Source organism: Actinomadura sp. 7K507, from assembly GCF_004348425.1.
Classification (GTDB): domain Bacteria; phylum Actinomycetota; class Actinomycetes; order Streptosporangiales; family Streptosporangiaceae; genus Spirillospora.
The window spans coordinates 24,366-38,337 of the sequence record NZ_SMKK01000002.1; the positions used below are offsets into that span (position 1 = coordinate 24,366).

General features: G+C 70.2%; 14 protein-coding genes. 8 read left to right on the plus strand and 6 right to left on the minus strand.

The features are described from left to right. Positions 1-86: 86 nt before the first annotated feature. The 5 genes from E1285_RS00785 to E1285_RS00805 all read left to right on the plus strand — a co-directional run bounded on the left by E1285_RS00785 (position 87) and on the right by E1285_RS00805 (position 4,002). On the plus strand, positions 87-389 hold the full coding sequence (locus tag E1285_RS00785) for a metalloregulator ArsR/SmtB family transcription factor (RefSeq protein WP_132146502.1): 303 nt from the start codon (positions 87-89) through the stop codon (positions 387-389). Then, a complete protein-coding gene (locus E1285_RS00790) occupies positions 386-895 on the plus strand; it encodes an SRPBCC domain-containing protein (protein ID WP_132146505.1) in 510 nt (169 codons plus the stop codon). Before E1285_RS00785 ends, E1285_RS00790 begins: the two co-directional genes overlap by 4 nt. A 163-nt stretch (positions 896-1,058) precedes the next feature. Then, complete coding sequence (locus tag E1285_RS00795) at positions 1,059-2,759, plus strand: carbon starvation protein A (protein WP_132146507.1); 1,701 nt, start codon at positions 1,059-1,061, stop codon at positions 2,757-2,759. Then, on the plus strand, positions 2,756-3,013 hold the full coding sequence (locus E1285_RS00800; RefSeq protein ID WP_132146509.1) for a cory-CC-star protein: 258 nt from the start codon (positions 2,756-2,758) through the stop codon (positions 3,011-3,013). Before E1285_RS00795 ends, E1285_RS00800 begins: the two co-directional genes overlap by 4 nt. Next, a complete protein-coding gene (locus E1285_RS00805; RefSeq protein WP_132146512.1) occupies positions 3,004-4,002 on the plus strand; it encodes an ArsA family ATPase in 999 nt (332 codons plus the stop codon). The genes E1285_RS00800 and E1285_RS00805 overlap by 10 nt, the downstream gene beginning before the upstream one ends. 36 nt (positions 4,003-4,038) lie before the next feature. Here E1285_RS00805 and E1285_RS00810 read toward each other — a convergent pair whose 3' ends face one another. Next, positions 4,039-5,115, minus strand: a complete 1,077-nt coding sequence (locus tag E1285_RS00810) for a hypothetical protein (protein ID WP_132146514.1) — start codon at positions 5,113-5,115, stop codon at positions 4,039-4,041. Positions 5,116-5,400: 285 nt separating this feature from the next. Between E1285_RS00810 and E1285_RS00815 the strand changes: the two genes are divergently transcribed. Together E1285_RS00815 and E1285_RS00820 are read left to right on the plus strand one after the other, a co-directional pair. Further along, positions 5,401-6,105: a TetR/AcrR family transcriptional regulator C-terminal domain-containing protein gene (locus tag E1285_RS00815; protein ID WP_132146517.1), complete on the plus strand. Its 705-nt coding sequence runs from the start codon at positions 5,401-5,403 to the stop codon at positions 6,103-6,105. A gap of 134 nt (positions 6,106-6,239) precedes the next feature. Further along, positions 6,240-7,220 (plus strand): NAD(P)-dependent alcohol dehydrogenase, encoded by a 981-nt coding sequence (locus E1285_RS00820; RefSeq protein WP_132146520.1) that lies wholly within the window; start codon positions 6,240-6,242, stop codon positions 7,218-7,220. Between the two features lie 29 nt (positions 7,221-7,249). On the opposite strand, the gene E1285_RS00825 is transcribed toward E1285_RS00820, so the two are convergent. The 4 genes from E1285_RS00825 to E1285_RS00840 all read right to left on the minus strand — a co-directional run bounded on the left by E1285_RS00825 (position 7,250) and on the right by E1285_RS00840 (position 10,784). After that, positions 7,250-7,705 carry a TerB family tellurite resistance protein gene (locus tag E1285_RS00825; protein ID WP_132146523.1) on the minus strand — a complete coding sequence of 152 codons (456 nt, stop codon included), beginning with the start codon at positions 7,703-7,705 and terminating at the stop codon, positions 7,250-7,252. Between the two features lie 103 nt (positions 7,706-7,808). Further along, positions 7,809-8,339 (minus strand): PH domain-containing protein, encoded by a 531-nt coding sequence (locus tag E1285_RS00830; RefSeq protein WP_132146526.1) that lies wholly within the window; start codon positions 8,337-8,339, stop codon positions 7,809-7,811. A gap of 49 nt (positions 8,340-8,388) precedes the next feature. After that, positions 8,389-9,435, minus strand: a complete 1,047-nt coding sequence (locus E1285_RS00835) for a hemolysin family protein (protein ID WP_132146529.1) — start codon at positions 9,433-9,435, stop codon at positions 8,389-8,391. Then, on the minus strand, positions 9,432-10,784 hold the full coding sequence (locus E1285_RS00840; RefSeq protein ID WP_347814052.1) for a hemolysin family protein: 1,353 nt from the start codon (positions 10,782-10,784) through the stop codon (positions 9,432-9,434). Before E1285_RS00840 ends, E1285_RS00835 begins: the two co-directional genes overlap by 4 nt. A gap of 275 nt (positions 10,785-11,059) precedes the next feature. On the opposite strand from E1285_RS00840, the gene E1285_RS00845 reads away from it, so the two are divergent. Then, positions 11,060-12,370 carry a cytochrome P450 gene (locus E1285_RS00845; protein WP_132146535.1) on the plus strand — a complete coding sequence of 437 codons (1,311 nt, stop codon included), beginning with the start codon at positions 11,060-11,062 and terminating at the stop codon, positions 12,368-12,370. Positions 12,371-12,382: 12 nt separating this feature from the next. On the opposite strand, the gene E1285_RS00850 is transcribed toward E1285_RS00845, so the two are convergent. After that, complete coding sequence (locus E1285_RS00850) at positions 12,383-13,933, minus strand: AMP-binding protein (protein WP_132146538.1); 1,551 nt, start codon at positions 13,931-13,933, stop codon at positions 12,383-12,385. Positions 13,934-13,972 lie beyond the last annotated feature (39 nt).

A 13,972-nucleotide genomic window follows, 5' to 3' on the forward strand; every position in this document is an offset into this window, starting at 1 on the left:
CGGGCCATCGCGGCCGGAGGGATGTCGCCGGTCAGCCGGGAGGATCGGCGATCGCCGCTCATATCGCCGCCTGGTAATCTGAGGAAATGAGTGCCTTTGCGGCCCTGGCTGAGCCCCACCGCAGGCAGATTCTCGACCTGCTGCGTGACGGCGAGCGGCCTGCCGGAGATCTGGTGGAGCGGCTCGACCTCAGCCAGCCCGGCGTGTCCAAACATCTCAAGGTGTTGCGCGAGGCCGGGCTCGTCACGGTGCGTGTGGACGGCAAGCGGCGCTTGTACGCGCTACGGCCAGGCCCCCTTGCGGAGGTCGACCAGTGGCTGGAGCCCTACCGCACGTTCTGGTCCAGGAGTCTCGACACCCTCGAAAGCTACCTGGAGGAGCACCCATGAACGACGGAACCCTGGAGACGGTCGACGGCCAACCGGCACTTCGCTTCGAGCGCACGCTCGCCCACTCGGTGGAACGCGTGTGGCGGGCGGTCAGCATCCCGGCCGAGCTTCAGCACTGGTTCCCCGCGGTCGTCGACTGGACGCCCGCCGAAGGCGAGATCCTCGAAGCCTTCGGCGCGACCGGTGAGGTGACCGAGGTCGAGGAGCCCCATCGCCTGGCGTGGACCTTCGGTGGCGAGCGGTACAGCTTCGAGCTGATCGCCCGGGGAGACGGCTGCCGGCTGATCTTCACCCACGTCTTCGGCGACCGCGCGCTCGCCGCGCAGGTGGCGACCGGCTGGCATACCTACCTGCTGCGACTCGAACCCCACCTCGCCGGCAGGCACCTCTCCGAAGAGGACGCGAACCGCGCGTGGGAAAAGATCCACGAACGCTACGCCGCAGACTTCGGAGTCGACCCGGCCCCAGGCCGCCGCTTCGCAGCACGGCTGCGCGCCGATCAGTAAGGGGTGCACCTCTCCTCCAGGGGGTTGGGGTGGGGCCCGGGTTTGCCGACGGCAGTGATCAAACACGGGGTCGCGAGCGTTTGATCGAACTGGATCTGGGGCACTTGGACTTGATCGGGACCCTTGAGCAGACCGCCTCCCACACCCCCAGAGGGCACCTCGTATGAATGCGCTTCCGCTGCTGTTGATCGGCCTTGCGATGTTCGCGGGCGGATACGTCCTTTACTCGAAGTTCCTGGGCGACCGGGTCTACAAGCTTGACGCGTCCTTCAAGACGCCCGCGCACGAGCTGCAGGACGGCGTGGACTACGTCCCGACCAACAAGTTCGTGCTGTGGGGCCACCACTTCACCTCGGTCGCGGGAGCAGCGCCGATCGTCGGTCCCGCGGTCGCGGTGATCTGGGGCTGGCTGCCCGCGTTCCTGTGGGTCACGTTCGGCACGGTCTTCTTCGCGGGCATGCACGACCTGGGCGCCTTGTGGGCCTCGGTCCGCAACAAGGGCCGCTCGGTGGGCACGCTCTCCGGACGCTACATCGGCCGCCGGGGCGCGAACCTCTTCCTCGTCGTAATCTTCCTGCTGCTCCTGATGGTGATCGCGGCCTTCGCGGTGGTCATCAAGGAGCTGCTGATCTCCACCCCCTCGGTGGTGATCCCCGCCTGGGGCGCGGTCGCGGTGGCGCTGCTGGTAGGCCAGGCGGTCTACCGCTACAAGATGAACCTCGGACTGGTCACCGTCGTCGGCGTCGCGGCGCTCTACGGCCTGATCCTCCTCGGCGACGCCGTCCCGGTGGAGCTGCCCGACCCGTTCCTGGGCATGTCCCCGGCGACCTTCTGGATCGTGGCCCTCTTCGTCTACGCCGGCATCGCCTCCCTGCTGCCCGTGTGGCTGCTGCTCCAGCCGCGTGACTACATCAACGGCGTCCAGCTCTTCGTCGGACTCGGCATCCTGTTCGTCGCGGTGCTGCTCAGCGCCCCGGCGATCGTCGCCCCGGCCATCAACGACGCGGTGCCCGCGGGCACCCCGGACCTCATGCCTCTGCTCTTCGTCACCATCGCGTGCGGTGCGATCTCCGGCTTCCACGGCATGGTCTCCTCGGGCACCAGCTCGAAGCAGCTGGACAAGGAGACCGACGCCCGCTTCGTCGGCTACTTCGGCGCGGTGGGCGAAGGCATGCTCGCGCTCGGCGCGGTCATCGCCACCGTCGCGGGCTACCGCACCCTGGCCGACTGGGAGGCCGTCTACAGTGCCTTCGGCGAGGCCGGCGTCGCGGCGTTCGTCGAGGGCGGCGGCGCGATCGTCAACAGCGGCCTGGGCCTGCCGACCTCGCTGAGTTCGACGGTCCTTGCCACGATGGCGGTCCTGTTCGCCGCCACCACCATGGACACCGGCGTGCGCCTGCTGCGCTTCGTCGTCCAGGAGGCCGGCGACGTCGCGAAGTTGAAGATCAACAATGCCGTCGCCACCCTCATCGTGCTCGCCGCCGGAATGGGACTCACGTTCAGCCAGGGCGCCGAGGGGGCCGGCGGCCTCCGCATCTGGCCGCTGTTCGGCACCAGCAACCAGCTGCTGGCCGCCCTGACCCTGTCCATCATCGTGGTCATGCTGATCCGCAAGCGGCGCAACCCGGCGCCCGCGCTGGTGCCGCTCGTGCTCGTGTTCGCGATGTCGTTCTGGGCAGCGCTCGCACAGCTCGGCGACCTGTACGACGAGCGGGACTGGCTGCTGCTGGCCATCGACGTCATCATCATCGTCGCCGCCGTGTGGGTCGCCTTCGAGGCGGTCGTCGCGATGCGCCGGGCGTCCAAGGAGCCGCCGGAGGCACCTGACGCCGATGTGACGGAGAAGGCCGAGCTGAAGGGATGACATCCCGCTGGGCCGCGCTCCGGGCGGGGCTGGAGGAGTTCTACGCCGGCCCCTACCGGCGCACCTTCGCCCGCGCCCGGCGCGAGGAGGACGACCTGTTCCGGATGGTCGTCCTCGCGGAGGCTCTGGGCGTGCCCGACCCGGCGGCGTACTACACCGCCGAGCTGATGCCCGCCCTCTACGAGGACTTCCACGCCTGGCACCGCCGGATGGGCATGGACCGCTCGCCACTGGAGCATGTCGGGTGCTGCTAGACCTCATCACCTCGCGCAGGGTCGTCTTCGTCGGCGGCAAGGGCGGGGGGGGCAAGACGTCCATCGCCGCGGCGCTCGCCCTCGGCCGTGCCAGGGCGGGCGCCCGCGTGCTGCTGGTCTCCACCGATCCCGCCCACAGCCTCGGCCACCTCTGGGACCGCCCAGTAGGGGACGAGCCCGTGCGCCTCGCCGACCCCGGGGACCTCGCTTCCGGGGCGGCCTCCGGGGCGGCGGGTCACGTCGACGGGTTGGAGATCGACCCTGAGCGCACGGTCGAGCAGCACCTGTCCGCGGTCGCCGGGACGATGCGGCGCCTGCTCCCCGAGCGGATGCACGCACCGGCCGCCCGGCACCTGGACTTGGCCCGGCAGGCGCCCGGCACCCACGAGTCGGCGGTGCTGGAGCGGATCGCCGAGGCGGTGGAACTCGGGGAGGAGGCGTACGACCTGGTCGTCTTCGACACCGCCCCGTCCGGCCACACGCTGCGGCTGCTCGCGCTGCCCGAGCAGCTCACCACCTGGACCGAGACCCTGCTCGCCAACCGTGACCGGTCCGAGCGGTTCGGCGCGGCGGTGCGCGGCCTCGGCGGCGGCGAGGAGACCGACCGCGACGCCGAGCTGCGCCGGATCCTCGTCCGCCGGCGCAATCGCTTCTCCCGGCTGCGCGAGGTGGTGACGGACCCGGCGCGGACCGGGTTCGTGGTCGTGCTGACCGCCGAGCTGCTCCCGATCGCCGAGACCATGGAGATGTACGAGAAGCTCACCGGTCTCGGCGTCGACGTGGCCGCACTCGTCGCCAACCGCCGTTCCCCGGCGGACGCCGGTGAGCTGCTCGCCCGGCGCCGGGGGCAGGAGGACGAGCACCTCGCCCGGCTGCGGCAGCAGATCCCGGACGTACCGCTGCTCGACGTGCCGCTACTACCGGGAGACCTGGTCGGCACGAAGGCGCTCACCGCACTCACCGACCAACTCGCCCCCTCCCCTTCCTGAGTTCTACGAGTCGATCCTGGGTCGGATCCCGCGTGGTCACGCGCCGGGCGCGGGTCGGGTGCGGAGGGTGGTGTGGCGGATCAGGTGTATGTCGGTGAGTGGGCCTGTGGAGGCGGCGAAACCGAACTTGACGGTGTTCGGGATCGGCTCGGGGAGGTGAAATCTCAGCACGCGCTGGAAGCCGTCGCCGTCCTGGAAGTCGATGTCGACCGTCGCCACCGGGTTCGGGTCGGGTGACAGCACGACGCGGACGGTGCGCTTTGCTGGTTCCAGCAGCCTTTCGGCCCGCGCTGGGGTGACGTTGGCGGGCATCTTCTTCAGATCACCGTGGAGTCGTCCGGGCAGCGTCGACCGCCAGGGGGCGGTGGCGCCGTTCGTCGTGGCGGCGAGGAGGCAGTACCCGGCCACGCCGTTTCCTGGGCCGCGGGCGGTCACGATGTTGGGGCCCGGAGGAGGAGTGCGGAAGTCCGTGCCGGCCGGGGAGCGTCGCTCGCAGCCGTTCCCGCGCTTTTCTCCGTCGCCGAAGTAGTCGCCCAGCACGTCGAGGCCGATGCCGAGGTATCCGCCGTCGACACCTGGAACGAAATGGGCTGCGGGGTTTCCGTCCGGCAGTTTCTGGGCGTAGCCGAGGCTTCCGCCGAAGGCGCCCGGTGTGGTGAGCGGGATGGCGCCGTCGGTGAGGAAGAAGGAGATCCCGTCTGCCGGTGCCCGTGTGGTGTTGCCGTACTGCCACTGCTCGAAGGTCATCTCCAGCCCGTCGGCCGCCGGGACCGGCGAGTCGAACAGCACGGCTCCGGTCTCCTCAAGGTGGGCGTCGGTGAGCTGGAGATACCCGCGCGGCGCCGCTCCCGCCGGAGGGACGGGGCCGGCCGGATCGGGGTGGCAGCCGCCGAGCGGGTGGTTCGCGGCCTCCGCGACCTCCCCGCCGCGCGGCGCGCCCGTGAGGCAGGCCGCCCCGTACCCGATGAAGCGCGAGTCCGCGGCGGCGCCGGTGAACGACTCCCCGACCAGCACCGAACCCGGACGGCGGTGGCTCGCCGAGGCGTTCCCGGCGGTTGCGACCAGCGCGACGACCCCGATCGCCGCGGCGGCGCGAATCACACCGCGTCTCATATCGTTGGCCCTTTCCTGCGAACTCGGAGCGATCCCCCTATCGCATATATGGGAACACGGGTTTGCGGTGAAGTTCCCAGATTTCCGCAGCCATGGCGCCACTCAGGTAAGATCATTAAGGAAAGGCATGTCGCCTTTTCTGGCCTTCATGGCTTCGCCATGATCCGCCACTTCGGCGGCACGGGCGGGACGGGCGTCAGAGGACCCGGACGGTCCGGCCGCCCGCAGTGGCTCGGAGGCGGGAGACTTACCGTGTACGGGTAGGGTGCGCCGGGAGGTGGATGGATGACCCGACGGGCCGACGCCGATGAGCTCATCGAGCAGCCTCGCGTGCCGCTGAGCCGGAGGCGGGTGCTGCGTGCCGCCGTGGGGCTGGCCGACCGTGAAGGCCTCGACTCGCTGACCATGCGCCGGCTCGCGCAGGAGGTCGGGGCCGAGGCGATGTCGCTGTACCACCACGTCGCCAACAAGGAGGCCGTCTTCGACGGTGTCGTCGAGGTGGTCCTCGGGGAGATCATGGCGGCGGTGGAGGCGGTCGAGGCCCCGTCCCCGGAGGAGGACTGGCAGGCGGCGTTGCGTACGCGGATCCTCGCCGCCCGGGAGGTCCTCCTGCGCCACCGCTGGGCTCCGGGGCTGCTCGGGACCCGTACCACCACGAGTCCGCTGGTCATCGCCTACTTCGACCACGTCGTCGCGATCCTTCGGGCGGGCGGGTTCTCCTTCGACCTGGCGCATCGCGCGCTGCACGTCCTGGGCAGCCGTGCTCTCGGGTTCGCCCAGGAGCTGTTCCAGCCCGACGGTGCCCAGGCGCCGGACGCCGGGACGATGGAGCAGATGGCCGACCGGTTCCCGCACCTCGCCGGGATGATGGCGGACGCCGTCCACGACGATCCGGACGGCACCCTGGGCTTCTGCGACGACCAGTTCGAGTTCGAGTTCGCGCTCGACCTGGTCCTCGAAGGGCTGGAACGGCGCCGCGCCGCCGGTTGACGACTCGCCATTCGCGGCTGTCCTTCTTCGCCGGCTGAGCCGGTTCCCGCTGCGGGCCCTTGACTGCCTTACGTCGTACGATATTCTTACGGCGTACGGACGCCTTACAGCGTACGACACGAAGGAGAGAGGTCATGAAAGCCTGGAGCTGGGACCGTTACGGCCCGCCTGACGTGCTGGCCCTGAAGGACGTCGACGAGCCCGGCATCGCCCGGGACGAAGTGCTCGTGCGGGTGCGGGCGGCGGCGGTCAACCCCTACGACTGGCGGCACATGCGGGCCGACCCGAAGCTGGTGCGGCTCAGCATCGGCCTGCGGCGGCCGAAGCCGGGGCTGGTCCTCGGCGCCGACCTCGCCGGCGTCGTCGAGCGGGTGGGGGACGAGGTGACCGCGTTCCGTCCCGGCGACGAGGTCTTCGGGGAGGTCCGGCTGGGCTCGTTCGCCGAGGCCGTCGCCGTCCCGCAGGACAGGCTGGCGGTCAAGCCGGCCGGTCTCGGTTTCGAACAGGCGGCGTCGGTGTCGATGGCCGCGCACACCGCGCTGCAAGGGCTGCGGGACGAGGGGAGGCTCACCGCCGGGCAGCGGGTCCTCGTGAACGGGGCCTCCGGCGGGATCGGCACGTTCGCGGTCCAGCTCGCCAAGGCGTTAGGGGCCGAGGTCACGGGCGTGTGCAGCACCCGCAACATCGAGCTGGTCCGTTCCCTGGGCGCGGACGACGTCGTGGACTACGGCCGGGAGGATTTCACCGAGCGGGCCGGACGGTACGACCTGCTCATGGACATCGTGGGCGACCGATCGCTGGCGAAGCTGCGGCGGCCCCTGACCTCCCGGGGCACGCTCGTGATCGTGGGCGGCATCGCCTCCGGACGCGGGAGGCTGCTCGGCCCGGCGGCGCAGGTGCTCCGCGGGAAGCTGGCCGCTCCCTTCGTCAGGCAGCGCATCGTCACCGTCGGCTGGAAGCCCAACTCCGCGGATCTGCGGTTCCTCGCAGAGCTCATGGAGAAGGAGCGGATCGCACCCGTCCTCGACCGGACCTACCCGTTCGCCGAGATTCCGGAGGCGCTGCGCTACGTCGAGCGCGGCCACGCCCGAGGCAAGGTCGCCATCACTGTCTGATCACCCCGGCGGCCGGGGACGGCGGGTGGTCAGAGTTCGAACTCGCTGGGGTTCAGGCCCAGGGCCTGGCAGGCCTCGCGGACGACGCGCTTCTCGCTGTCGTCGAAGTCGCCGTCCGCTCCGCCGATCACGATCCCGATCTGGATGACGGCGCGTGCCTCGTCGGGCTTCTTCTTGGCCTTGCCGATGTCCTGCAGAACCGAGACCTTGCCGAAGTCGAAGTCGGCGGTCAGCTTCGAGACGTAGTCGTTGAAGCGGCGCTGCAGGTCGTCGGCCGGGAAGTTCTGCAGGACCTCGTTGGAGGCGATCAGGGACGCGGTGCGCTGCCGCTCGGCCTGGTCCACGCTTCCGTCGGCGGCCGCGACCAGCGCGCACATCGCCATGCTCGCGTCCCGGAACGCGCCGCTCTTCAGATCGTTCTTCTTACTGAGCAACTGGGTCTGCATCGTCTGGGTCGACTCACGCAGCTTGTCCCAGAAAGCCATGGGTCCTCCGCTCGGTTGTCCGTCTCCCCGACCCTACCGTCCGCTGCTACAAATGTAGTAACAGGCCTGCGGGACGAGAGCAGGTGCGTCCCTATCGCGGTCGTCACCGGTCGCCGGAAGGTCCCTGGCTCCTCTGGTCGTGGCCTTGCACGGCGTCCACGGCCTGGTAGATCTTCGACTTGAGGCCCTCGGGGTCGGGGACGCGCTTGAGCCGGAGCATCCCCTGCTCGGACGCGGACTGGATGTCGAGCGTCCCGTACCGCCAGATCCGCTCCCACAGCGTCACCCGGAACGACACGTCGTTGACGCGGACCAGCGGGATGCTGTGGCCGGTCTTGGTCAGGAAGCCGCTGCGCTTGTAGATCCGCTTGGTGGTGACGATGTAGATCGTGCCGCGCCACCGCAGCAGCGGGATCAGCCAGAGCCACAGCGACAGGACCGCGGCCACGCCGAGGGCGGCGTAGCCGGCGATGCGTCCCCAGTCGTCGCCGGACGGGAGGACCCACACCAGGGCCCCGGCGACGATCCAGAGGAGGCAGAGGATCACGAACTCGCCGACCAGCTCCGTCCAGTGCTGGCGCGTGGCGTGCACGAGTGACTCGTCCTCGGCGAGGTAGCGGTCGACGGAACTCATGCCGCGAATCCTGGCACACCGGACCGCTCCGGCATATGGCCGCGACCGGTCACGTGGCTGGGGCGGAGGCGCCGTCCTGCGGACGGTAGAGCAGGCGTCGCAGCATGTCGGTGATGGTGACGACGCCGAGCACCGCGCCCTCCTCGGTGACCAGGGCCAGCTGGTTGCCGGTCTCCCGCATCCGCGTCATCGCGGCGTAGACGGGCGTGTCGGCTTCGACCACGTAGGCCGACCTGGTCACGTGCGAGATCCCGGCCGCGTCGGGTTCGGTGAGGGTGTCCCGCACATGGACGACCTGCCAGGCCGTGCCGGGGCCGGGGCCGGGGCCGGGGCCGGGCACCAGGATGCGGAGGTGGCCGGAGGCGTGGCTGGTGGCCTGCACATCGGCGACGGTCGCGTCCGGTGCCACGGTGGTCAGTTCGGTGTCGCCGCTGACCAGATCGCGGATGCGCAGGTTCCGCAGGTCCAGGGCCTTGGACAGCTGGGCCGAGTAACCGGCGTCCAGGGCGCCGACGTTGGCCGAGTGCTCGACCAGATGGCGCAGCGCGTCCGGGTCCTGTCCCGCCTCCACCTGGTCGGCGGCCTCGACGCCGACCTTGCGCAGGCACCAGTTCGCCGACTCGTTCAGGCCGTTCAGCAGCGGCCGGGTCACCCGCATGAACCCGCGCATCGGCAGCGCCAGCAGGGTCGCCGAGCGCTCCGGATGGGCGATGGCCCAGGACTTGGGCGCCATCTCCCCGACCACCAGGTGCAGGAACGTCACGATGATCAGCGCCAGGCCGAAGCCGGCCGCGTCGGCCAGCCAGTGCGGCGCGTGCCACGAGCTGAGCAGGGGAGTGAGCCAGTGGTGGACGGCGGGCTTCGTGATCGCGCCCAGGGCCAGGGTGCAGATCGTGATGCCGAGCTGGGCGCCGGCCAGCAGCACCGTCAGTTCCGAGGCGCTGCGCAGCGCCGCCCGCGCCGATCGGCTGCTGGGCGCCGCGTCCTCCAGCCGGTGGCGTTTGGCGGCGATGAGCGCGAACTCCACGGCGACGAAGAAGGCGCTCAGCCCGATGATGGCGACGGTGACGGCGAGCACCACCCAGGGGTTGCTCATCGGTCTGTCCCCTCTCCGTCAAGCGCGGGCCCGGCGGGCTGGGTGGTCACCTGGAGCCGGATGGACGTCGGCACGTGGTTGTCGACCTCCAGGACCTTCGCGTGGACGAACCGGATGGACGGGTCGTCGCTGTGCGCGAGGTCCGCAGGGTCGGGCGGGAGTTCGATGTCGAGTTCGGTGCCGGTCTCGGGGAGCGCGCCGTACTCGGCGATCACCAGGCCCGCGATGGTCTCGTAGTCGCCCTCGGGCAGCCGGTGGTCGATGGTGCGCTCGACCTCGTCGACGTGGAAGCCGCCCGGGATGATCCAGGCCTCGCCGGCGGCGAGCGCCGCGGGTTCGGCGACGTCGGCGTCGTGCTCGTCGGTGATCTCGCCGACGAGCTCCTCGGCCAGGTCCTCCAGGGTGAGGATGCCGGCGAAGCCGCCGAACTCGTCGATCACGCAGGCGAGTTCGCTGCGGGCGGCGGCCAGCCGGTCCAGCGCGGTGGGCAGCGTCATCAGGGTCGGCACGACCGTGGCGGGACGCATGATCGACGCGACGGGGGCCGCGCGGTCGGCGGCGGTCAGCACGTCGTCCATGTGCACCACGCCGACCACGTGCTCTTCCTCGTCGAGGACGGGGTAGCGCGAGTGGCCCGTGCTCATCGCGTGCCTGACCTCACCGATGGGCGTGGTGTCGTCCATGGTGTCGACCTGGGCCCTGGGGATCATGGCGTGCTCGACATCCCGGCGCGGGAAGTCGAGGATGCGGTCCAGCAGGATCGACAGGTCCGCCGGGAGGTCGCCGCTGCGCCGCGAGTCGGCGACGATGTGCGCCAGGTCCCGTTCCGTCGCCGAGTGCTCCACGTCGTGCACCGGCTCGATGCGCAGCATCCGCAGCAGCAGGTTCGACGACTGGTCGAACACCCAGATCAGCCAGCCGAACACCTTCAGGTAGATCAGCGTGGACCGGGACAGCCACCGGGCCACCGGCTCGGGCCGCGTGATCGCGAGGTTCTTGGGGAACAGCTCGCCGAACACCATCTGCACCAGGGTGGACAGCGCCAGCGCCAGCACCGTTCCCGCGGCCACGCCGACGCCGGTGGAGACGCCGACTCCGCCGAGCATGTCACCGAAGGCCCGGCCGACCAGCGGCTCGGCGACGTAGCCGACCAGCAGCCCGGTCACCGTGATGCCGAGCTGCGCGCCCGACAGCATGAACGAGGTGCGGCGGGTGACGCGCAGCGCACGGCCGGCGGCGCCGTCACCGGCACCGGCCCGTGCCTGCAGGCCGGAGCGGTCCACCGCCATGTAGGCGAACTCCTGGGCGACGAAGTAACCGGTCAGCGCGGTGATCAGCAGGATCACCACGACACCCAGGAGAAGAGACAGCAGAGTGATCAACTTCGGCCCGCCCGCGGATCGTCGGCGACGGCCGGGCCGGTGGAGAGATGGTGGTCCATGTGCCTCTTCGGTCGTGACAGGTCATCCGCCTCAACGACGAACCACCTGCTCAGGTTCCGTTTCACTCCCCTTATGATCGCGCGACCGCGAATTACACCCGCGGGCGGCCGGGGCTGGCGCGTGGAGACGTGGCCGAATACCGTTCTAGTCAGTCGGTGCCGTCAACCACAGGAACTCGTCCCATGACGCCCTCGCTCGCGCCCGCCGGCCCTCAGCTCGGGGACCTGGAGTTCTGGAAGCGGCCGCCGATCGAACGAGAAGCGGCGTTCCGGAGGCTCCGGCAGTCCGGTGGGCCGGTGTTCTTCGACGAGCCGCCGATGGCGTTCATCCCGAAGGGACGCGGCTTCCACGCGCTGGTGCGGCACGCCGACGTCGCCGAGGCCAGCCGCCGGCCGGAGATCTTCAGCAGCGAGCCGAACACCACCTCGATCGCCGACATGCCGGGACGGATGGGGCGCTACTTCGGCTCACTCATCAACATGGACGATCCGCGCCACGCACGGCTCCGCCGCATCGTGTCCCGCGCCTTCACCCCGAAGATGCTCTCCGGGACCATGCGGGACGTCCAGAACCACGCCGAGCAGATCGTGGACGAGCTGGCCGCGCGCGGCGGCGGGGACTTCGTCACCGACGTCGCCGCACGGCTTCCCGTCCAGATCATCTGCGACATGATGGGCGTCCCCCCGGAACAGCGCTCGTTCGTGATGCGCCGCGCCAACCTGATTCTCGGCGGCTTCGACTCCGAGTACCTCGGCATCGACATCGACGGCCTGGAGCACAAGTCGTTCCTCAGGCGCTTCCTCTACGGCGGCAACATCGCCGTCCGCTACCTGCGCACCGGGCGGGCCCTGCACTCCCTTGCGATGAACCTCGCCAAGGAGCGCCGCGCGCGCCCCCAGGACGACCTGACCACCCGCCTGGTCAACGCCAACGTGGACGGCGAGCACCTCACCGACCAGGAACTCGGCTCGTTCTTCATCCTCCTTCTGGTCGCCGGCAGCGAGACCACCCGTAACGCCCTCGCGCACGGCCTGCACCTTCTCACCACACACCCCGAGCAGCGCGCACTCCTGCTGGAGGACTTCGACGGGCACATCGACGGCGCCGTCGAGGAGATCGTCCGCTACGCCACCCCCGTCATCGCGTTCCGCCGCACCTTGACCGGCGACCACGAGATGAACGGCGTCCATCTCCGCAAGGGCGACAAGGTCGTCCTCTACTACAACTCCGCCAACCGCGACGAGGACGTCTTCACCGACCCGGACACCTTCGACATCACGCGCTCGCCCAACCCCCACCTCGGCTTCGGCGGGCCGGGGCCGCACTTCTGCCTGGGCGCGCACCTGGCCCGCCGCGAGATCAGCGTGATGCTCCGCGAGCTTTGCACCCGCCTGCCCGGCCTGCGGTCCACGGCCGAACCGGACCGCCTGCTCTCGACCCTCATCAACGGCATCAAGCACCTCCCCTGCGAGACCGGGCCGGTGCGCCGGTGACGGGGCGGCCGGTCATTCCCAGGTCCGGAGCTCCCGCTTGAGGATCTTGCCGCTGGCGTTCGTCGGCAGGGCGTCCACGAAGCGGAACTCGGCCGGGACCTTGTACTTGGCCAGCCGGTCCGCACAGTGCGCCGCCAGTTCCTCCCCCGTCGCGGCGGCCCCCGGGCGAAGCGCCACCCACGCGCGGACGACCTCGCTCCAGTGCTCGTCGGCGACCCCGACGACGGCCACCTGCGCCACCGCGGAATGCTCGGCGAGGACCGACTCGATCTCGATGGGGTAGATGTTCTCCCCACCCCGGATGATCATGTCCTTCTTCCGGCCGCTCAGGTAGAGGTAGCCGTTCTCGTCGAGGTAGCCGAGATCGCCGGCCCGGAACCAGCCGCCGCGCAGTGCCCGCTCGGTCTCCTCGGGCATCTCCAGGTAGCCGTCCATCACCATGTCGCTGCGCGTGGCGATCTCGCCGACCTCACCGGGCGGCAGCTCGTTCAGGTCCTCGTCCACGATCTTCAGCGCGACCCCGTACGCCGGCTTGCCGATCGATCCGAGCAGTTCGGGGCGGCCGGCGAGCGCCTGCCGGTGGTCCTCGGGGGTGAGGACGGCCTGCAGCCCGGCCTCCGTGCCGGCGCCGAACGCGTTGAGGAAGTCGCAGTCGAAGGCGTCCATGGCGCGCCGCAGCAGGTTCGGCGACATCGCGGCGGCGCCGTAGTACATCAGCCTGAGCCGCTCGTACTCGTGGTCGTGGACGTCCGGCAGCCCGAGCACGGTGCTGATCATGGTCGGCACCATGAACACCGCCGTGAGCCTGTCGGCGGCCATGAAGTCGAGCGTCGTCCGGGCGTCGAACTGCGGGAGGATCAGCGACGGGGTGCCGTAGGCGACGCACATCAGCAGCTGGCAGATGCCGGTGATGTGGAACGTCGGCGCCGCCGAGTAGCGCACGTCGTCCGGCCGCATCCGGTACTCGATCACCTGCTCGTTGATGATCGCCTTCATCATCCGCTGGGACTGGAGCACCGCCTTCGGCAGCCCGGTCGTGCCCGAGGTGAACGCCAGGCCGATGACGTCCTCGTCCGTGGCCACCACCGGCGGCTCGTCCTCGTGGCCCGTGGCCAGCAGCGCCTCGTACCGCGACTCCCCGCCGTCCGCCGCGTCTCCGTCGTTGAGCGCGACGAACAGGCGGACGGCCGGGTGCGCTTCGGGCAGGTCCCGCAGCAGTTCCTCGTAGCGGACGTCGTAGAAGACGGCCACCGGTCCCGCCCGCGACACCAGCGTGTCGATCTCGCCGCGCCTGAGCCGGTAGTTCAGCGGAACGTAGACCGCACCGAGCTTGAGCGCCGCGAGGACGATCTCCACGTAGCGGTGGGAGTCCAGCGAGAACACCGCGAGGCGGTCACCGCGCCCGACGCCTTCGGCGCGCAGGGCCGACACGAGCCGGTTCACCCGGGCGTTGGTCTGGACGAACGTGTGGTGCGACCCGTCGGCGAACACGAAGCTGGGCGTGTCCGGCTTGTTCCGGGCGGTCATCGTGACCGACTCGCCAACGCTGATCCGGTGACTCACCGGCACCCCCGGGGCTGTGATTGTGACATCACCGTCAGG